Below are 19,511 nucleotides of genomic sequence, written 5' to 3' on the forward strand. Positions count from 1 at the left end.
GCCGGAAATCCGTCGGTGCCACCGCAGCACGGCACTGAAGCCAACAGAAACGTCTGCAAGCACAGCGATTGGATTCGCCTCTTCATCTGGTTCGGCCCCCTCCCCCTTTCTGCTAGCAGATGGAATAGGCTACCGTAAGGATAACGATGGATTTACTGTACCACTTGGCGAAGCGACGTGTGGCGCCAACACGGCCGTCTGGCGCGGGAAACGCGTCGCTCGGGTGGGGCCTGAGCCGCATCGGGGGGGTTATGACGTTGGATGCTTTGGCAACGAGAGATAACGAGACGCGGGCATTTTCACTGGAGGAGAGGTCGTTCTCCCGAGGCGAGCTGGCGTGCGGCGCGCGCGCGGGCGATTACTGCGTTGTGTCGCCTATCGCCCGGGGCGGATGCGGCGCCGTGTACGAGGCGCGGCACCTCCGCACCGGCACGCGCGTGGCGATGAAGGTGCTCCACGGGACGCTCGCCGCGTCGCCGAAGATGGTGAAGCGCTTCCTGCGCGAGGTCGAGGTGGTGCGGCTGCTCAATCACCCCGGGATCGTCGAGATTCATGACGCCGGCGAGCTCGCGGACGGCCGGCCATTTTACGTGATGGAGCACCTCGACGGGGTGACGCTCGACGTGCTCCTCCGGCAGGAAGGGCGGCTCTCGCCGGAGCAGGCGCTCGAGCTGCTCGAGCCGGTCTGCTCGGCGCTCGACGCGGCCCACGCCGCCGGCGTCATCCATCGCGACGTGAAGGGCAGCAACATCTTCGTCTCGAGGGGCACGCCGCGGGCGGTCAAGCTCCTCGATTTCGGGATCGCCAAGCTGATGGAGCCGGAAGAGGCATCGAGCGGCTTCACCACGGCGGGGAGGGCGCCCGGCACCCTCACGATCATGGCGCCCGAGCAGATCCTCGGCGGCGTCCTCGACGCGCGCGTGGACGTGTATGCGCTCGGCGTCCTGCTTCACCGGCTGCTCACGGGCAAGCTCCCGTTCTACTCGCCGGACGCGACCGAGCTGCTCCGGCAGCACCTGGAGGAGCCCGCGCCGCGCCCGAGCCGGCGGACCCCGCTGCCGCCGGCGCTCGACGCGGTCGTGCTGCGCTGCATGGAGAAGCAGCCGGAGCACCGCTACCCTTCGGTGAAGAGCTTCCTCTACACGCTCCGCGAGGCGGTCGGCGAGCCGACGTCGGGGCGGAGCAGCATGCCGGAGCTCCAGACCGCCGCGATTGCGGTGTACGTCGATCTCCGGGTGCGCACCGACGCCGATGATCTCGACGACTCGCTCGCCGAGGAGCTCGGCCTCGTGCTCGACCTCGCGGAGGAGCGCCTCCGGGACGCCGGGCTCGCGCTGGCCTCCGTGACCGGCAGCGAGATCCTCGCGGTGCGGCTGCTCTCCGGTGAGCCGTGGGAGGCGCTGCGGGAGCGCGCCGCGGTGATCGAGATCGCCGCCGCGCTCCACGAGGAGATCTCGCTGCGGAGCGGGCCGGACACGCGCGTGCACACGAACCTGTGCCTGCACGCCGGGCAGGTGGTGGTGCGCTCGGTGAACCACCCGGAGATCATCGGCGGCGACCTCGCCCGGGTCGGCGCGTGGGCGCCTGTCGACCTGGTGCAAGGGCTCTGCGCGACGGAGGCGGCGGTCAGCGGGATCCACGGACTCGAGCTCTCGGCGGGGCCGCCCGGGCTCGTGCTGATCGGCGACGCCTCCGGGCACTGCTCCTCGCCGGCGCCGACGCTGCGGTGCCGCGCGCTCTGACGCGGAGGGCGCGCGGCCGGCGTCGCGCGTCGGCCTGTCCAGCGATGCGCGCGGCGCGCGCGCCGCGCCCCCGCGATGTGCGATGTCAGGTGAGCGACGGGCGCGCGCTCCGCGAGGACCCCCTGGCCGACTCGGGATCTCCCGGAGTCGATATGACGACGCAAAAACGAGCGTGAGGCGATTGCCGCTCGACGATAGGTGCCATTATAAGGGCCGCCCGCGGGTCGCTCGACCTCGCGTCCGCGCCTCGCCGCTCCGGAAAGCTCTCATGTCCATGCGACTCCAGCAAGCACTCCAGACCCTCCTCGATTCCGCCCCTCTCCTCCGCGACGCGTCGAGCAGCGGCAACGTCCGTGTGCTCGCCTCGCTCCTCGGTCCCGCCTTTCGCGGCTTCGTCCAGCGGCGCGGCAAGGGCGTGGTCTCGACCGGAATCTCGGTTGGATACGAGGCCAGCTTTAACTGGAGTTACGGGCGGGACGACCCCGACATGGCGAGGCTCTACCACATGGCCAAGACGTCCCAGTGGAACGCTGCGACAGACCTCGACTGGTCGCGGAGCGTCGACTGGCTCGACCCGGCAATGCCGCTCTTGCCCGACAGCTGGATGCCGCCGTCCAAGCTGCCCGCCTGGAACAGGCTCTCCCAGCGGGAGCGCGCGACGCAGCGCCACGGGCTGCTCTCCTGGATGCTGAGCCAGTTCCTGCACGGCGAGCAGGGGGCCCTGTTCGCGGCGTCGCAGATCACGGAGTGCGTGCCATCGCTCGACGCGAAGCTCTACGGGAGCACGCAGGTCGCCGACGAGGGGCGCCACGTCGAGGTGTTCCACGCCTACCTCACGCAGAAGCTGGAGAAGCTCTACGAGATCAACGACAACCTCTATGTCGTCATCGACGCGATCATGAGCGACGGCCGCTGGGACATGAAGTTCCTCGGCATGCAGATCATGATCGAGGGCCTGGCGCTCGGCGCGTTCAGCTCGATTCGACAGGTGACGAGCGAGCCGCTCCTCAAGGACGTCCTCCGGTCGGTGATCACCGACGAGGCGCGCCACGTCCACTACGGGGTGCTCGCGCTGAGCAGGTTCTACCGTGAGGGCATCGACGAGCGGGCGAGGAGAGAGCGGGAGGACTGGGCGTTCGAGCTGTCGGTGCTCCTGCGCAACCGCTTTCTGGCGCACGAGTTCTACGACGAGTTCTACGCCCACCGCATGACGCGCGGCGCGTGGGACGAGCTCATGCTCCAGAGCGACCTGATGGGGTTCTTCCGCCGGACGATGTTCCGGCGGATCGTCCCGAACCTGAAGCGGATCGGCCTGCTCTCCGAGCGGGTCCGGCCGCGCTACGCCTCGCTCGGCCTGCTCGAGTACGAGCACGGCCGGGCGGCCAGCGAGCTGACGGCCAAGGAGCTGCTCGACGACGCGTGAGGTGAGGGCGGCCGAGGCGAGGGGGGCGGACGCCCGCGCCGGCCTCGGGGCGGGATCAGCAGGTGGACCTGATGCAGGCCGAGAGCTGGACGCCGCACTGCTTCTGGATGCAGCCGAAGTCGCCGTTGCAGGCAGGGAGCGACCTGAAGGCGCACGTCAGGACCTGATCGGCGAAAAACTGAGCGTTGGCGCAGCCCCTCGAGACGCAAGCGGAGACGCACGCGATGCTGAACGCCGGCGGCGTCTGCTCCGCGTCGATGCACCGGGCGGCGCAGGTGACCACCTCCTCGCAGTCGATGGGCTCGCACGCGCCGCAGTCCTGAGGACACGCGGTGCAGGTCTCGAAGCTCTCGCAGACGCCGTTCGAGCACACCGAGCACACGCCGCAATCGCGCTGGCACGACGCGCACGTCTCCGTCCCCGAGCAGACGCCGTCGCCGCACGAGGCGCACGCGCCGCAGTCCGCCGGGCACGAGAAGCAGCTCTCCACCCCGGCGTTGCACACGCCGTTGCCGCAGGGATCGCAGACGCCGCAGTCGGGGGCGCACGAGAGGCAGTCCTCCGTCCCCGAGCAGACGCCGTCGCCGCAACGCTCGCACACGCCGCAGTCGGCGGCGCACGTCGAGCACGTCTCGGCGCCGCTGCACACGCCGTCGCCGCAGCTCGGACACAGGCCGCAGTCGATCGGGCATGCCGAGCACGACTCGCTCGCCGGATCGCAGGCCGCGTCGCCGCAGCGCGGACACGGGCCGCAGTCCTCGGCGCAGCTGCCGCAGTCCTCGGAGCCGGCGCAGGCGCCGTCGCCGCACGCCGGGCAGGCGCCGCAGTCGCGCGCGCAGCTCGAGCACGACTCGCTCGCTGGATCGCAGGCGCCGTCGCCGCACGCCGAGGGTTCGGGGCCGGACGAGCCGTCGTAGTCCCACGTCTCGGTGCGGCCGCAGCCCGCCCCGAGCGACGCCGCCGCGAGGCAGAGGAGCGCGGACCACGCGATGGCACGCGCGGAGAGGAAGCCAGGGCGATGCCGCCCGGACCGCAGCAGGAAGCTCAGCCGGCTTGTGGTACCCATACGATCAGCCCCTGGGACACGAGAGGTCTGGTTGTCAGGAGGAGTCGGACCGGCTCGCGGGCCGCAGCGGCCCCGCGCTGAGCCGTCCACGGGAAGGCGCGCGGACGGAACATACATGGAGACGGTCCGTGGATGGCGCCAAAGCACAGGCGCGCCCGCGCCAGGACGGGGAGGCGGCGTGCGCGGCCGGCGGGCTGACGGGCGCGGCGTCGGTCAGCGAGACCGCGAGCGCGGAGCCGCGTCGAGCGGCCGAGCCGCTCTGAACGGGCGAGCCGCGCCGGACGGCGGGATCACACGGCACAAAATGAAAGAGGGCGGCGCCTCCGGAGAGGCGTCGCCCAAAGCGCTCCGCGGTGCGCGCTTCACCAAGGAAGCGACGTGCCGCGCAGAGAGCTCACTGCTTGGGGGCGTCAGCCGCGGGGGCCGCCGCCGGGTCGGCCGCGGGGGCCGCCGCCGGGTCAGCCGCGGGGGCCGCCGCCGGGTCAGCCGCCGGAGCCGCCGCCGGGTCAGCCGCCGGGGTCGACGCCGGGTCGGTCGGGGCCGGGGCGCTGCCGCCGCAGGCGACGACGAGGGACGACACGGCGACGAGCGCAAGAACGAGCTTCTTCATGGAATCCTCCAAAACGAGGGCAGACCACCCTCAACCAACAGGCGTGTAAACCGCACGCAAATCCGGCGGCCACCACCCAGACGCCGCGGGGGGCCAGAACGGCTCACAGTTTTTTCGATGAGCCGCCCGGGCCCGACCAGGCGTCTAGAAAAGTGTGGGAAGCTCGGGGCGCTCCTGATGCCGCTCTGGACAGGAACCCGGGGCGCAGCGCTCCGCCCGGGCCGAGCGCCCACCGCCCGCGAGGGCGTCGCGATCACCATCCACGGTACTTTTCCAGTCATGTCCCCTGGTACGAACGCATGGCGATGAGACCTCAGCGAGGGCGCTTGCGCCTTGTCGAGCCGGTCGTCCCGGCCGCTCCGGCCGCGGAGGTCGAGGAGGACATGGGCGACGCCGGGTCCGCCCTCGCTCCGGAGGAGCGCGGGCGCGGCGGCGCACGGCCCGGGGGCGCGCGCGCGGGGAGCGCGGCGGACAGACGCTCCTCCGTCGCGACGGCGCCGGCGGAGCGGGGAGGAGGCATCGCGGAGCTGCCGGACGCGCAGCTCGTGGTGCTCGGCGCCCGCGGGGACGTGAGCGCGCTCGAGCAGCTCTACCGGCGGCACGTCGCCTTCGCCATCCACCTCGCGACGCGCATCGAGGGCTCGGCGCGCGACGTGGAGGACATCGTGCACGACGCGTTCCTCCGCGCCTTCGAGCGCCTCGACGATCTCGTGGATCCCGCGGCGTTCCGCGCGTGGCTCGGGTCGATCATCGTCCACAAGGTCCGCTCGCGGATGCGGCGCGCGCGGCTGCTCGGCGTGCTCGGGATGGGCAAGTCGAGCGAGCCGGTCGATCTCGACGCCCTGGCGAGCCCGGCCGCGTCGCCCCACGCGCGAGCGCAGATCGCGCAGATCTACGCCCTGCTCCAGACATTGCCTGCCGACGACCGGATCGCGTGGATCCTCCGCTCGGTGGAGGGGCACGACCTCGAGACGGTCGCGCAGATGACGGACTGCTCGCTCGCGACCGTCAAGCGGCGGATTTCGCGGGCGCAACACTTCCTCGACGGTCATTTTGTGGATTCAACCAGCAGCGAGGCCTCATCATGAGCCGGCGAGGGCTACCCCGGATCGCCCCGGCAGATCTGCGCGACCACGCGACCGAGGAGCGGATCGCGCGCGTCTGGGACCGCATCGAGCACGACCTCGGGGCGCGCGAGCGCTCGTCGCCGCGGCGCGCGGGCGTGGCGGCGATGCTCGCGGCGGCGACGTTCGCGGCGTTCGGCGGCGGCCTGTGGCTCGGCAAGGCGATCTGGAGCGAGGAGCAGGCCGCGTCCGCGCCCACCGCCGTGGCGCCGGCCAACGACGCGCCGTCGCTCGTCGACGTGTTCGCCGCGGGCTCGCAGGGGCGCACCTTCCAGCTGCCGGGCGGCGGCACGATCTCGCTGACGGCGGGCACGACCGTCGAGGTCGAGCAGGCGGACGGCGGCGCGCTGACGCTGCGGCTCGTGCAGGGAGAGGCGTGGCTCGACACCGTGAGCGCGACGCGCACGGCGGCGCTCGCGATCGTCGCCGGCGAGGCCCGCCTCGCGGCGGCGGCGGGCAGCGTGCTGCGCGTGAAGCACAACGTCGACGCGATCGACGTCAACGTCGCGGATGGCTCGGTCAAGCTCACGTCGCCGGCCGGCTCGCGGGAGCTCGGGCGCGGCGACGTCGAGGAGGGCGTGCCGATCCGGCAGCGGATCGCGGTCGTGGCGCCGCCGGAGCCCCGGCGCGCCCGCACCGCGTCGACCCCGCGATCGAGCGCGGAGGTGGCGCCGGTCGAGCCGCCGGCGACCGCGGCGCCGGTCGCCGCCGCGCCGGACTGGCGCGCGCGGTACAACGCGGGCAACGTCGCCGAGGCGCTGCAGAGCCTGCAGCAGCAGAGCGGCGGCATCGACGGCGCCATCGCCTCCGCGAAGACGGCGAGGGAGCTGATGGACCTCAGCGACCTGCTGCGCGCGAAGGGCGGCGATCGCGCCGCGGCGATGCGCGCGTTCGCGCGCGTCGTCGAGGGCTTCCCGAGCGACGCGAACGCGCCGATCGCGGCCTACAAGCTCGGCGACATGTACGCCAGCATGGGCGAGCAGGCGCTGGCGGCGAGGTACTACGAGCAGGCGCGCTCGCTGTCGCCCGAGGGCAACCTCGCGGAGGACTCGTTCTGCAAGCGCATCCGCGCCGAGGTGGTCGCCGGGAACAAGGAAGAGGCCTCCCAGATGGCCAAGGAGTACGTGGCCAAGTACCCGGACGGCCGGTGCGAGGACGTCCAGCGGATCGTCTCGGGCGAGGAGGCGGCCGAGGAAGAGGTGCCCGCGGCCCCGCCGCCGCAACCTCCGCCGGCCCCGGACGCGAGCCCGACGCCGTAACTGGCCTCTCCCGTCCACGTCGATCGCTCCCCGGTGAGCTCGGCCGACAGGCTTGACATCCCCTAGCGGTTCTGCGCTTGTTTGCTCGCTCGCCGGAGAACCGCTCAGGATGACCACCGCCGTCCGCACCAGCTCTCTACCCGCTCGCAACGATGTCCAATCGCTCCCGTCGTGGAAGCTGGTGTTGCCCCGAGGCGGCTATGTGTCCTCGATGGAGGCGTTCACCACGGCGATGGGCGTCCCTGGGTTCGTGCTGCTCGACCTGGGCACGCTGGCCGGCGGCATCGACGCGCACCGCCTCCTCGGGCTGCGGTACCTCATCGCGAACGGCGAGGTGTGGAGGACGCACTTCGGCTGGCAGCGCCCCCTGGAAGCGGCGCTGCGCAGGGCGCTCCTCGACGACGAGCGGGTGCAGGAGCTCCTCCCGGCGGCGGAGGGCCTCCTGTCGCGGATCCGGGAAGCGCGCGCGTCGATCACGGACGCGGACCGCGACGGGTTCGCCCGCTACCTCGAGGGCGGGCTGCTCCGGGCGCTGAAGCGCCGTGATTTCGAGGACGAGCGCTTCCTCAAGTTCCTGATCCTGGAGCAGGACGAGCCCTCGCTCCGCGACAAAGCGGCGGAGCTCCTGCGCTCCCGGGCCGGAGAGCTCCTGCGGGAAGACGCGCAGGTGCTGGATCTCCTGTACGCCGCCGTGCATCGGCTGGACAGCTTCCCCGCGACGACGGTGAGCGCGGGGCGGCTCAAGTACATCCTCGTGGCGGACAAGGGTGAGATGGGCGTGCGGGCTACGCGGGAGGCGATCTCGCTCGGCAAGATCCCCGTGGTCCTCTACAGCCTGAAGGACGACGAGAACGCCCTGCAGCTGCGGATCGCGCGCGAGGGCGGCGGCTTCGGGGTGGGGCTCGAGGGGAGCTTCCGCGAGAGCTACGCGAACTACATCCAGATCGCGGACAAGGTGAGGGACGAGTTCGAGCGGCGCTTCGGCGACGGCTGGCAGGAGGAGCTGTCGCGCGCGGGCCTCTACCCCGGGTACGGCCCGCTCGCGGAGAACGCCGCGGCCATCCGGCACTTCCGCCAGAAGAACATCGTCTTCATCGGCCCCATGCAGGACGTCGTCGAGAGCGCCGGCGACAAGCGCAAATTCCGCCTGATGGCCCAGGATTTCGACCCGACCGCGGTGACGCCCGGCATCGTCATCGACAGCGACGATCCCGGCGAGATCCAGCGGATCGTCCTGGAGGCGCACGCGGCCGGGCGCTTCACGTTCCCGGGGCGCCTGAAGGCCGCCAACGGCGGCGGCGGCCGCGGGCAGGCGGTCATCCCGACGGTGGAGCAGGTGCCTCAGGCCATCCAGAAGGTGCTCGGCGAGATCAAGGCCTACAACTGGCAGCCGGGCGTGATGTTCGAGCAGAACATCCCGGAGACGATCCACCTGGAGGTGCAGGTGCTGCGGGATCGCTACGGCAACACGCGGCACTTCGGCATGCGCGACTGCAGCGAGCAGCGCGCGAGCCAGAAGATCCAGGAAGAGGCGCCGCCGGCCCTGCTCCGGCGGTATCCGGGCCTCGAGGACCGCATCTGCGGGCTCGCCGTGAGGATCGCGGAGCGCGTGGGCTACGTGGGCGCGGGCACCGTGGAGCTGATGTTCAAGGAAGGGAAGTTCTACTTCCTCGAGATGAACACGCGGATCCAGGTGGAGCACCCCGTCAGCGAGGAGAGCTACGCCATCAAGCGGAAGCGCGGCCGCGTCCCGGTGAACCTCGTCGCGTGGCAGATGCGCATCGCGGACGGGCAAGCCATCGATTTCGAGCAGGACCACGTGGTGCAGACCCACTGTAGCCGCGAGTTCCGCATCAACGCGGAGAGCTGGAATCCCGATCTCAGGGACTCGCGGGACGGCGGCAAAGGGCTCTTCCTGCCCAACGCGGGTATCTTCGACCGCATCGCGCTCCCCGACACCGACGCGATCCGCGCGGCGCTCGAGGAGAAGGGCCTCACCGACCTGAAGGTCCGCTTCGACTGCGGCTTCGAGGCGGGGGACGTGCTCGTGAACAAGGACCCCACGTTCGGCAAGCTCATCGTCTCCGTGAGCTGCAAGGACCCGGACAGGGCCTATGAGCTCCTGCGGCTCGCGTCCCTCGAGGTGCTGAAGAAGATGAAGATCGAGGGGCGGCAGGTGCGGCCCGACGGGACGCCCATCCAGGGCTCGCCCTTCAAGACGAACCTCCAGGATCACGTGCGCATCCTGAGGATGCCCCTCTTCAAGCGCCATTCGAGCAACGACGACACCGGACGTCACGTCAACTGGCTCGTGGCCGCGTTCCGCCAGGAGACGTGACCTGGGCGGGCCGCCGCGCTCCCCTGTGGGGTGAGCGCTGGTGGCGAAATATTACGAGCACGCGCGGCCGCTCTGGATCGAGGGCGCGCCGCGGTGGATTCGTCCGGCCAGAGCAGCCTCGGTAAGGTGGTCTCGGACCACAAGAAAGAGGCAATTCCGATGGCAACAGGGTATGTGGCCAAGTACCCCGATGGCCCGTGCGAGGATGCCCAGCGGATCATCTCCGGCGCGGACGCCGCCGCTGAGGACGGGCCTTGGCCGCCAGCGCCCGGCGCGCGCCCCGCGCTGGGAGCTGCCCGCGCTCGCCGCTCGCGCGGCAGTCCTCCTGGTCGTCGCGCTCGTCCTCCAGCTGAGCGCCGCCCACCCGGCCGAGGCCGCCGAGCCGCGCGCCGTCGTGGCCATCACGAGCGGCGCCGCCGCGCCGGCTGCGCCGCGGCTGCCCGACGCCGCGGCGCCCATCGAGGTGCGCGTCGCCCTGTCGCGCGGCGCGGCGGAGGAGGTCTCCAGCGTCCGTGTGCGGCGCCTGCTCGAGATCGAGCTCCCGGACGGCGCATCGCTCGCCGCCGAGCCGGTCGGCCCGCTCGGCGACCGCGTCGCGAGCGTGTGGGTGGATCGGCCCACCGCGGCGCGCCTCGAGATCCAGGTGCGCCTCGACGGCCGCGCGGTCGTGCGGCGGCAGATCGCCGTCTCCGGCCTCACCTCGGACGTGGCCGCGCGGCTCGTGGCGATCGCCGCCTCCGAGATGATCCTCGCCGAGATGCGCCGCGCGCGCGCCCCGCGGCGGCCGCCGTCGCCGCGGCGCCCCACCCAGGACGAGGTCGAGCTCGCCTCGCGCGATCTCGACACCCTCTCCATCTCGGCCGGGCCCTACGCCGCGGTCGTCTCGGGCGGGCCGCAGGCGCTCGGCGGGGCCGGCCTTACGCTCGGCCTGCGGCGCCTGAGGCTCACGGAGTCGCTGTTCGCCCGCCTGCTGGCCGCGCCGTCCGGCGGTGAGCCGCTGCGCTGGCTCGAGGCGGGCTTCTCGGGCGACTACCGCTTCTGGCTGGCCGCCTCGTGGCGCCTCTCGATCGGCGCCACCGCCTCCGTCGCATCGCTCAGGCTGCCCGCCGCCATCTCCGTCGATGGCATCGCGGGCGAGCGGGATACGTGGTCCGCCCGCGCCGGCCTCGGGCTCGGCGTGGAGACCCGGCTGGGTGGCCCCGTGTGGCTCGGGCTCACGCTGGATCCGGGGATCGTGCTTCGGCCGGCGCACTACGTGGGCGCCCGCGGGGAGGCGGGCGCAGTCGAGGGGGCTTGGCTGGGGGTTGGCCTCTCGCTCGCCGCCGAGCGGCGCTCCGCGCCGCCGAGGTGACGGTGAGGCGCGGCGAAGGTGCGGTGCGGTGAGGGTGCGGCGCGGTGAGGGGGCGGTGCAGCGCGGTGAGGGCGCGGCGCCGCCCGTTGATGCGGATCCGCGGTATCGTGATCGCTGATGGATGAAGAGATCCTCGAGCAGCTGCGCGAGCGCTACGCGTCAGGGAATCTGATCGTCTTCGCAGGCCCCGGCGTCTCGGCGGCTGCAGGCATGCCCACCTGGAAGCAGCTCGCCGAGAGGCTGCGCGACCGCGCGCGGCGGCGGAGCGCGGACCCAGCGGTCCTCGACGAGATCCAGAAGTACATCGCCTCGAACCAGCTCATCCACGCGCTCTCCGCCGCAAAGCTGGCGCTCGGGCCGCAGGAGTTCAACTCGACGGTCGAGAAGGAGCTCGACGACACCGGCCGCGACATCCCGGAGGTGGCGCACGCGATCGCCGCGCTCAAGCCGAGGCTCAAGGCGGTGCTCACCACCAACATCGACCGCCTCCTGGAGCGCGCGTTCCAGGGCGAGTGGCGCATGATCGATCGGCCGGCGGGCGACCTCTCCATGGACAGGCGCTTCATCCTGAAGCTGCACGGCACGCTGCGGGCGTGGGACACCTGGGTGTTCTCGCGCGACCAGTACGACCGGGCGATCTTCGGCTCGCCCCGGCTAGAGGACGCGTTCGGCGCGCTCTACCGCGCGCACTCCATCCTGTTCGTGGGCTTCGGCCTCGCCGACGACAACATCGAGCAGACGCTCGCCCGCGTGCGCGCTCTCTCCGGCGGGCCGCCGCCCATGCACTTCGCGCTGCTCCCGAAGGGCGCGCCGCCGTTCCGCCGCCGGCTGCTCGAGGACTCGGGCGTCCGGCTCATCGTTTACGAGAACCAGGACGGGGATCATGCGGAGGTCGCGCAGGTCCTCCTCGGCCTGGAGCCGGGCGCGGCGCCTCCTCCGCCGCACGCCGCTGCGCCGCCGCACGCCGCTGCGCCGCCGCGCGCCGGTGTGCGGGCCCAGCAGCAGTCGTCGCCCACGTTGCCGTCGTCGCTCGTGAAGGCGCTCGCGGCGCCGCGGCCGGTGCGCGTCTTCTTCTCGTACGCCTCGCGCGATGAGGAGCTCCTCACGCGCCTCGAGGCGCACATGGCCCCGCTCAGGCGGGAGGGGCTGATCGCGCCGTGGCACAGCGGGAAGATCGGGGCGGACGAGGACACGGCGCGCGCGATCGGCGAGCAGCTCGAGGCGGCCGACCTCGTCCTCCTCTTGGTGAGCGCGAGCTACCTCGCGTCCGAGCAGGGCGATCCGCAGGTGACGCACGCGATGCGCCGGCGCGCCGCGGGGCAGGCCGTGGTCGTGCCGATCCTGCTCCGCCCCTGCCTCTGGGAGGCGACGCGCTTCGCCGAGCTCCAGGCGGTGCCGCGGGACAGGAAGCCCGTGACCCAGTGGGCCGACACGGAAGAGGCGCTCTTCGAGGTCGCGCGGGAGATCCGCACGGTCGTGACGAAGCTGCGCCCATCGCCGAGGTGAGCGCGGGCGTCGTCGCCCGGGCGCCTGCCCTGCTGCGCCCGAACGATGGCTCTGTCGCGCCCGGATGGAGGCGCTGCCGCGCCCGAACGATGGCTCTGTCGCGCCCGGAGGGAGGCTCTGCCGCGCTCGGAGGGAGGCGCTGCCGTACCTGGGCCCTGCCGTCCTCAGAGCGGCTCCGCCGGCGCCGGGCGTATTCCGCACTCTTCCGCCTCATCGGCTCATGAAGGATCGCCACGGCGGGCGCCCGGGCGATCGGCGCCGGGCGGCTCGGCGGAGCCGGAAAAGCTCTCTGGATTTTCTCGGGCTCTTCCGGGCCTCTGGCCTTGCCGCGCTGCGCGTGCGGTAGCGGGCGCGGATACACATCGAGACGCGCATGCTGCTTGCTATGCCCGCTGGGCGCACAGCGCGAACGAGCGGAGAGGTGGCCATCGTGAGCCCATTGCACAGAGAACGGATGGTGACGGCGCGCGAGAGCAGCCTGCCCGAGGCGCGGTTCGCCGACGACGAGGTCCCGCCCGAGTCGGGCCGCCAGCCGGCCGTCTACACCGCGCGCGGCGGACCGACCGGAGAGCCCTGGCCAGAGCGCGCGCCCGTGCTCACGCCGGAAGAGGCGCGCGAGCTGTCCGAGCGCTGGGGCGCGATCCAGGCGGGCTTCATCGAGGCGCCGCGCCTCTCGGTCGAACAGGCCGACGCGCTCGTGAACGAGGTGATCCAGCGGGTCGCGCAGAGCTTCCGGGAGGAGCGCGCCGGGCTGCAGCGCCTGCTCGACGGTGAGCCCGGCCGAGCAGAGGCATCGACCGAGGAGCTCCGGCTCGCCCTGCGCAGGTACAGATCGCTGCTCGGGCGCCTGCTCGCATTCTAGCGTCGACCGGTCCGCGCCGCTCGCCCGGCGGCTTTGCCGGGGGAAGCAGCTGGCGGGGCTCGAAGGGGGAGTAACGCCCCGTGAGACGGCGATGCCCGTCTGCATCGAGCCAGCTGACCGGCTGCGCGCCGCGGGAGGGCGTGCGCCGCGGCGTCCTCCCGCGGGGCACGCCGCCCGTGCTCGGTGCCATTCCCTGAGCCATGAGCCAGAGCTCACTCCGCCCGCGCGTGAGGTGACACCTTCGCCGGGCCGTCGCCGACCGCCGCGAGGACGCGCTCCACCACCGGCGCGTGTTGCGCGAGCAGCCGGGACGGCGCGACGCCCAGGGTCACGATGAGCGTCAGGATCGACAGCAGGACGGCCCGCTCCCGGAAGAGGAGCGGCGTGATCGCCGCGGCGCTCGCCCGGCCGCGCGGGATCGGGCCCAGGAAGGTGCGCTGGAACGCGCGGAACATCGTGATGCCGTTGAGCGCCGTCGCGCCCAGCATCATCACCGCGGGCACGGCGTGCACGTGCAGGATCCCGTGCAGCAGCAGATCCTCGCCGATGAACGTCAGCGCCCCCGGGAACCCGATCGCCGCGAACGCGAGCAGGAAGAAGAAGGCGGCCATGCGCGGCGTCCTCACCACGAGGCCGCCGAGCTCCCTCATGTCCGCCGTGCCCGTCCGCGCCTCGATCGCCCAGACGACCATCGTCACCCCGGTGACCGCGATCGAGAGGCCGAAGCTCTGGATCAGCGCGCCGCTCACGCTCTGCGGGTTCATCGACGCGATCCCGAGGAGCACAAGCCCCTTCTGGCTCGCCACGAGGTACCCGATCATCCGACGGAGATCCGTCTGCGTGAGCGCGAGGATCGAGCCGTGCACGGCGCTGAAGAGCCCCAGCACGGCGAGGAACGGCATGTGCTCGGCGCAGGCATCGGGCAGGAGCGGCACCGCGACGCGGACCAGCACGCAGACGCCGACCTGCATCTCGGCGAGCAGGACGGTCACGCCGATCGGCCCTCGCTCGAGCAGCACCGGCAACCAGCCGTGGAACGGCATGGCGGCCATGCGCATCAGCACGGAGATGCCGATGAGCGCGAGCAGCGGCGACTGCCACGCCTCTGGGATGCCGGCGCGGGCGACCTCCTGGATGTCGAACGGCAGCGCCGCGCCGCGGCGCGCTGCGAGCGCGGCCATGATGCCGATCCCGAGGACGAGCGGCGCCGCGCCGCCGATCAGGAAGATGCGGTAGGTGCGCCGGAGGAGCTGATCGGACGCGCCCCTCCCGGAGGTGAGGCGCGCGCCCGGCAGGAGCGCGGCGACCCACGCCACGGCGAGCACCGCGAGGTCGGTCGCGCAGTAGACGCCGAGGATGGCGCTGCCCGTGGCGAGCAGCGCCGCGAGGTTCGGCCGGTCGAGCGCGGCGCGCGGGCCCGAGGCGATCAGGGCGAGCAGCATGAAGCCGAGCAGCGGCAGCAGCGAGGCGCTGAAGCCGTCGAGGCCGAGGCGGAGGCGCACGCCGAGCAGCGGCACCGCCGGGCCTATCGCGTCGAGGGCGACGCCGCCGCCCGCGTGGAACACCGCGAGCGCCACGAGCGCGAGCAGCAGGGTGAGCGCCGCGCCGGCGAGGGCCACGCGGCGCGCGGCGTCGTCGCCGCGCGCGCGGGAGGCGGCCAGCGCGGCGAGCGCAGGCGCGAGGACGAGCGCCGAGAGGAGCAGGAACGTCGTCATGATCGCACCCCCTTCGCGCCGGCCGCGGAGGCCGGAGCGCCCGCGGGAGCGGCCGCCCCCGCGCGCTCGCCGCGCGCGCTCCCGGCGGACGCGCCGCCGGGCTCACGCTCGGCGACGCCGCTCAGCGCGGCGACCCAGCGGCGCTCGAACCGGTCGAACGCGTGCCCGAGGCGCATGCACGGCGCCGCGATGAACCGCTGCTGCAGCGCCTCCACGTGGAAGCGCTCGAGGGCGAGCCAGTACGCGCGCCGCACGAGCGACGCCGGCAGCAGGCGGGCGGCGATCCCGAGGTGCGGCAGCGGGTCGCCGGCGTGCGCAGCCCGGATCTCCTGCGCGTCGCGGAGCGCCGAGGGCGCGCGCAGCATCTGCAGGCACCGCAGGCACGCGTGCGCGAACAGGTGCACGAGCGCGAGCCTGTAATACCCGAGCCCGATCTCCACGAAGATGATCCCGACCTGCGACATCGTCGCGTACGCGAGCGCGCTCTTCACGTCCGCCTGCACGCGACCCACCAGCGTCCCGTGGACGGCCGTGAGCGCGCCGACGACGGCCACCGCCGCGCTCGCCGCGGGCGAGCGCTCGAGCACGGGCGCCGCGCGCAGCATCAGGTACACGCCCGCATGGATCGAGATCGCGCCGTAGAAGAGCGCGCTCGAGGGCGTCGGGCCCTCCATCGCCCGCGGCAGCCAGCTGCCGAGGGGGAACTGCGCGCTCTTGCCCATCGCGGAGAGGAAGAGGCACAGCGCGAGCGCCGTCGCCCCGGAGGCGCTGATCGCGGCGGCGGGCCCGGGCCAGGCGGCCCCGCCGAACACCTCGCCGAAGTGGGAGGAGCCCGCGATCTCGTGCATCAGCACCACGCCCACGAGCAGCCCCACGTCGCAGAGCCGGTAGGTGATGTAGACCCTGAGCGCCGCCCGCGCCGGCGCCGCGCGCTCGTGGAAGAAGGCCACGAGGAGCACGCTCGTCACGCCCACGAGCTCCCAGCCGACGAAGAGCAGGTCGAGGCTCCCCGCGGACACGAGCGCGAGCATGCCCACCGAGAACAGGGCGAGGAGCAGGAAGAACCGCGCGAACCCCGCCTCGCGGTGCAGGTACGCGACCGAGAACCTGCCGGCGACGAGCGCGATCAGCGAGACGAGCACCATCATCGTCGCCGACAGCCTGTCGGCGAGCAGGACGACGTCGAACGCGTAGCCCGACGCCTCGAACCAGTGCCCGAGCTCCACCGGGAGGAAGGCGTAGGGCGAGAGGACGGACGAGCCCCAGACGACGAGCGAGGCGGCGAGCGAGATCGAGAGCGAGGACAAGACGACGCCCGACACGACCCGCTCGCTCGGCTTGCGCAGGAGGAGCAGGAATGCGCCGAGCGCGGCGAAAGCCGCCGCCGGAGAGAGCACCGCGAGCGCGGTGAGCTTGCCGAGGACGAGGTCAGGCAGCATGGTCGGCGATCTCCAGCGAGGGCCGCGAGGGCGTGGTGCGGATGATGGCGGGCGGGACGAAGCCGCTCTTGCCCGCGTACCAGTCGAGCGACCGCGCCACCTCGGGCAGCGGGCGCTCCGGGGGCGTGAACGGCGCGAAGGCGCCGCGGGTGAAGCGCGCGATCTGGCCCGTCGCCGGATCGAGGCAGGCGAGCTGGATCCAGCCGTCGTGGATGAGCTCGCGGAGCGCCGGCTGCCGCGCACAGATCGCCGCGGCCGTCTCCGTGCTCGTCTCCACGACGGTGAGCATGCGCACCGGCTCGTGGATCTCGATCATCTGCTTCGGCAGGCCGGTGCGCAGATCGCTCAGCGCGCCGTCCATGACCCCGAGCAGCGAGGCGAGGTTGTGCGGGAGCTTGGTCCCGGCGCCGTAGCGGAGGTTGTCGACGCGGGAGAAGTAGTACTCCAGGTTGATCCCCGCCCCGACCGGCCCGGCCGAGAGCAGGACGCGCTCGAGGATCGCGCCGGAGGGGTCCTGCGTCGGGTCGTACGAGACGAGGAACACCCGGCGGTCGAGGAACAACCCGCGGGTGAGCTCGCGGCGGCCGATCACGCAGACGGCGTTGGTGGCATGGCCGAGCTCGGGCCGCGCCTCGCTGAGGTCCACGGCGCGCGCCTCGACGTGCGCGAGCGCCTGCTCGGGGCTCAGGCGCTCCGGGGCCGACGCGAAGCGACGGCAGCGCTCGTGCGCGTGCCGCTTGCGCGCCTCGCCGAGGGCGTCCTTGAGCGCGGCGATCTCGCCGCGGTGCGACGCCGGCGCGAGGTGCTCGTCGTAGAGGACGATCTCCTCCGTCGTCGTGTTGTTCATCCCGCCGAGGAAGAAGGTCCCGTCCGGGATGTCGATGCCGCGCTCGCGGAGCTGGGCGCGCACCTCCCGATCGTTGGCCATGGCGGCGAACAGCCGCGCGTTCGGACCGCCGTGGCGGCCGCCGCACGCGCCGCAGTCGTACGCGGACTGGTGCGGGTTGTTCACGCTGCTCGAGCCGTGGCCGAGCATCACCACGAGCGGCGCGAAGCGCCGGGTGAGCCCCATGATCTCGAGCGTCGCCGCCACCCGCGCGGCCTTCTCGGAGGCCGTGAAGGCCGCGCCTCCGCGGCCCTGCTCCGTCCCCTCCTCGTGCGGGCTGTGGAGGTGGGTCGGCACCGCGGGCAGGAGGCGGCGCTCGAACGCGCGGCGCAGCCGCGCGTACGCCCGCGGGAAGAGGGTGCGGCCGACGAGCGGGATCGTGGAGAACAGCCCGAGGGTCGGCGTGAGCAAGAGGCCGCGCGAGAGGGTCCGGGTCCCGTGCCCGAGCGCGTGGACGAAGCGCGCCCAGCGCCTGCGGCGCGCCTTCCGGACGAGCCCGGCGCCCTCCTCGCGGGGTCGCTCGACGATCTCGTGCGCCGGCGCGACGTTGACAGGGCAGAGGCTCGCGTGGCCTGCGTCGTCGAGCCCGCGGTAGCGGATTGGCACGCCGAAGAACCCGGCGATGCCGAGGGTCTCGTGCCGCGGGGAGAGCTCCTCGAAGTGCCGCCGGAGCCCCTCGCAGCGGTCATCGATGCAGAGCGCGACCTGGAACCGGGGCGAGCGGACCGCGCGCTCGTGCGCCGGACGGCGCAGGTTCGCCGCGATGCCGTGCAGCACCTCGGCCCGGTGGTGGTGCTCGTAGGCCTCGTGCAGGAGGCGCCGCCGCGCCATCTCGTCGAGCCCCTCGAGCACCTCGAGCGCCCAGACGCGATCCGCCGCCGAGACCGGCTGGAGCTGGGCGACCGACAGCCCTGCGAGCTGGGCGAGCTGGAACAGGCGGAAGGGCCTGTCGCCGTCGGGCGAGCGCGGCGGCGGCTCGACGGGCCTCGCGGCGCGCCGGGCGTGCCCGACGAGCCCCGCGAGGGGCCCCCGGTACCCGAGCCTCCGGCGCGCCACGTCGCGCAGCGCGTACCGGGCGAGCGTCAGGCGCACGGCGAGGTACTCGAGCAGCGACGCCGGCGGCGCGCCCGCAGGCCGGTCGCTCGGCGTGCGCTCGAGGCGGTGGACCATGCCCGCCCAGCCCGGCAGCTCGAGCAGCACGCGCGTGACGTAGCCCTCCCAGTGGTCCTCCGCGACGCCGAGGTCGCGCAGGGCGGCGACGGCCACGGCGGCGGGCGGCATGCTCGCCCCGATCGCGCGGAGCTCCGCCTCGAGCCCGGCAAAGTGCGCGCCGGCCGGCCTCGACCCCTCCAGCACGAGGCCGCGGAACGCGCGGAAGAGCCCCCGCGCGCGGTCCGGCATCGCCCAGTGCGCGACGCCCTCGTCGAGGTAGGCGCCGAGGAGCCGGATGAAGGGCGGATCGATGAGCTCGGCCGGATCCTCCCCCGTGATCGCGAGCAGGAGATCGCGGTGCGATCGATCGACGCCCACGCGATCGACGAGCGGCGGCTCGGCGGGCTCCGTCGGCGGCAGCGGCACGCCGCGGCAGGCGTCCCAGAGGGCGAGCGCGGCGTGGGACTCCGGGTCATGGCCGCCCTGGTCCAGGAGGCGCGCGGCGGCGTCGGGACGCTCGGCGAGCCAGCGCTCCGTATCGATGAGGAGGCGGCGGTACGGCCCGAGCGGCAGATCGGGCCGGAGCTTGCGCGTCGCTCCCGTCTCGGCGATGCGCCACCCTAGCCCCGCCTCGGTGGCGGTCTCGATGGGGAAGCGCAGCGCGAGGCGCTCGATCTCGATGCGTGACAGCGGGCCTCGGCGCTCGTCAGGCATCTCGGCGAAGCGCTCGGCGAGCGCCGCCTCGATGTCCTGGTCGTCGATGCGGCCCGACGCGATGTGCGCGCGGAACTCCGCCTCGGAGAGGTACGGCTCTGCCTCGAACAGCGCGCTCGCCGCGGCGAGCGCGTCGTGGAACGGCAGGTGCTGGAACGCGTGCAGCGTGTTGTGGTGGACGAACACGCCGATCGGCCCCTGTGCTGGCAGGAAATGACCGACGTGCTGGAGGAGGGCGCGCAGCCGCTCTTCTGGAGCTTCGCCTGCGCCGGATGTCGAACTTGGCTCGTTCATGTCAATCGTGGAGTGTTGTTGTCGTCCAAA

General features: G+C 72.9%; 14 protein-coding genes. 9 read left to right on the forward strand and 5 right to left on the reverse strand.

Annotated features, from left to right (window positions below):
- Positions 1 to 266 precede the first annotated feature (266 nt).
- Complete coding sequence (locus WME90_RS45970; RefSeq protein ID WP_437278448.1) at positions 267 to 1,742, forward strand: serine/threonine protein kinase; 1,476 nt, start codon at positions 267 to 269, stop codon at positions 1,740 to 1,742.
- Positions 1,743 to 2,010: 268 nt separating this feature from the next.
- Entirely contained in the window at positions 2,011 to 3,165 is a 1,155-nt protein-coding gene (locus WME90_RS45975) for a ferritin-like domain-containing protein (RefSeq protein ID WP_437278449.1), read from the forward strand.
- 55 nt (positions 3,166 to 3,220) lie between these two features.
- Here the strand turns inward: WME90_RS45975 and WME90_RS45980 are convergent, their stop codons facing one another.
- Positions 3,221 to 4,231 carry a hypothetical protein gene (locus WME90_RS45980; RefSeq protein WP_437278450.1) on the reverse strand — a complete coding sequence of 337 codons (1,011 nt, stop codon included), beginning with the start codon at positions 4,229 to 4,231 and terminating at the stop codon, positions 3,221 to 3,223.
- Positions 4,232 to 4,359: 128 nt separating this feature from the next.
- Between WME90_RS45980 and WME90_RS45985 the strand changes: the two genes are divergently transcribed.
- Entirely contained in the window at positions 4,360 to 4,494 is a 135-nt protein-coding gene (locus tag WME90_RS45985) for a hypothetical protein (protein WP_437278451.1), read from the forward strand.
- A gap of 131 nt (positions 4,495 to 4,625) precedes the next feature.
- Here the strand turns inward: WME90_RS45985 and WME90_RS45990 are convergent, their stop codons facing one another.
- Positions 4,626 to 4,841, reverse strand: a complete 216-nt coding sequence (locus WME90_RS45990) for a hypothetical protein (RefSeq protein WP_437278452.1) — start codon at positions 4,839 to 4,841, stop codon at positions 4,626 to 4,628.
- A gap of 305 nt (positions 4,842 to 5,146) precedes the next feature.
- Between WME90_RS45990 and WME90_RS45995 the strand changes: the two genes are divergently transcribed.
- From WME90_RS45995 to WME90_RS46020, 6 genes are all read left to right on the forward strand, one after another.
- Positions 5,147 to 5,929, forward strand: coding sequence for an RNA polymerase sigma factor (locus WME90_RS45995; RefSeq protein WP_437278453.1), 783 nt, complete (start codon positions 5,147 to 5,149; stop codon positions 5,927 to 5,929).
- On the forward strand, positions 5,926 to 7,224 hold the full coding sequence (locus WME90_RS46000) for a FecR domain-containing protein (protein WP_437278454.1): 1,299 nt from the start codon (positions 5,926 to 5,928) through the stop codon (positions 7,222 to 7,224). The genes WME90_RS45995 and WME90_RS46000 overlap by 4 nt, the downstream gene beginning before the upstream one ends.
- A 109-nt stretch (positions 7,225 to 7,333) precedes the next feature.
- The gene (locus WME90_RS46005) at positions 7,334 to 9,562 is read left to right on the forward strand and encodes a biotin carboxylase N-terminal domain-containing protein (protein ID WP_437278455.1); all 2,229 of its coding nucleotides are present in this window, start codon (positions 7,334 to 7,336) and stop codon (positions 9,560 to 9,562) included.
- Between the two features lie 205 nt (positions 9,563 to 9,767).
- On the forward strand, positions 9,768 to 10,913 hold the full coding sequence (locus WME90_RS46010; RefSeq protein ID WP_437278456.1) for a hypothetical protein: 1,146 nt from the start codon (positions 9,768 to 9,770) through the stop codon (positions 10,911 to 10,913).
- 117 nt (positions 10,914 to 11,030) lie between these two features.
- The gene (locus WME90_RS46015; protein WP_437278457.1) at positions 11,031 to 12,419 is read left to right on the forward strand and encodes an SIR2 family protein; all 1,389 of its coding nucleotides are present in this window, start codon (positions 11,031 to 11,033) and stop codon (positions 12,417 to 12,419) included.
- 430 nt (positions 12,420 to 12,849) lie between these two features.
- Positions 12,850 to 13,281, forward strand: a complete 432-nt coding sequence (locus tag WME90_RS46020) for a hypothetical protein (protein WP_437278458.1) — start codon at positions 12,850 to 12,852, stop codon at positions 13,279 to 13,281.
- Between the two features lie 212 nt (positions 13,282 to 13,493).
- Here WME90_RS46020 and WME90_RS46025 read toward each other — a convergent pair whose 3' ends face one another.
- Genes WME90_RS46025 through WME90_RS46035 form a run of 3 tightly spaced genes read right to left on the reverse strand, consistent with a single transcriptional unit; the run spans position 13,494 to position 19,481 of the window.
- Entirely contained in the window at positions 13,494 to 14,996 is a 1,503-nt protein-coding gene (locus WME90_RS46025) for a complex I subunit 4 family protein (protein ID WP_437278459.1), read from the reverse strand.
- Positions 14,993 to 16,435: a proton-conducting transporter transmembrane domain-containing protein gene (locus tag WME90_RS46030; RefSeq protein ID WP_437278460.1), complete on the reverse strand. Its 1,443-nt coding sequence runs from the start codon at positions 16,433 to 16,435 to the stop codon at positions 14,993 to 14,995. The genes WME90_RS46025 and WME90_RS46030 overlap by 4 nt, the downstream gene beginning before the upstream one ends.
- Positions 16,425 to 19,481 (reverse strand): YbcC family protein, encoded by a 3,057-nt coding sequence (locus tag WME90_RS46035; protein WP_437278461.1) that lies wholly within the window; start codon positions 19,479 to 19,481, stop codon positions 16,425 to 16,427. Before WME90_RS46035 ends, WME90_RS46030 begins: the two co-directional genes overlap by 11 nt.
- Positions 19,482 to 19,511: the final 30 nt, after the last annotated feature.

It is taken from the genome of Sorangium sp. So ce375 (genome assembly GCF_051473855.1).
In the GTDB taxonomy this organism is placed as follows: Bacteria; Myxococcota_A; Polyangia; order Polyangiales; family Polyangiaceae; genus Sorangium.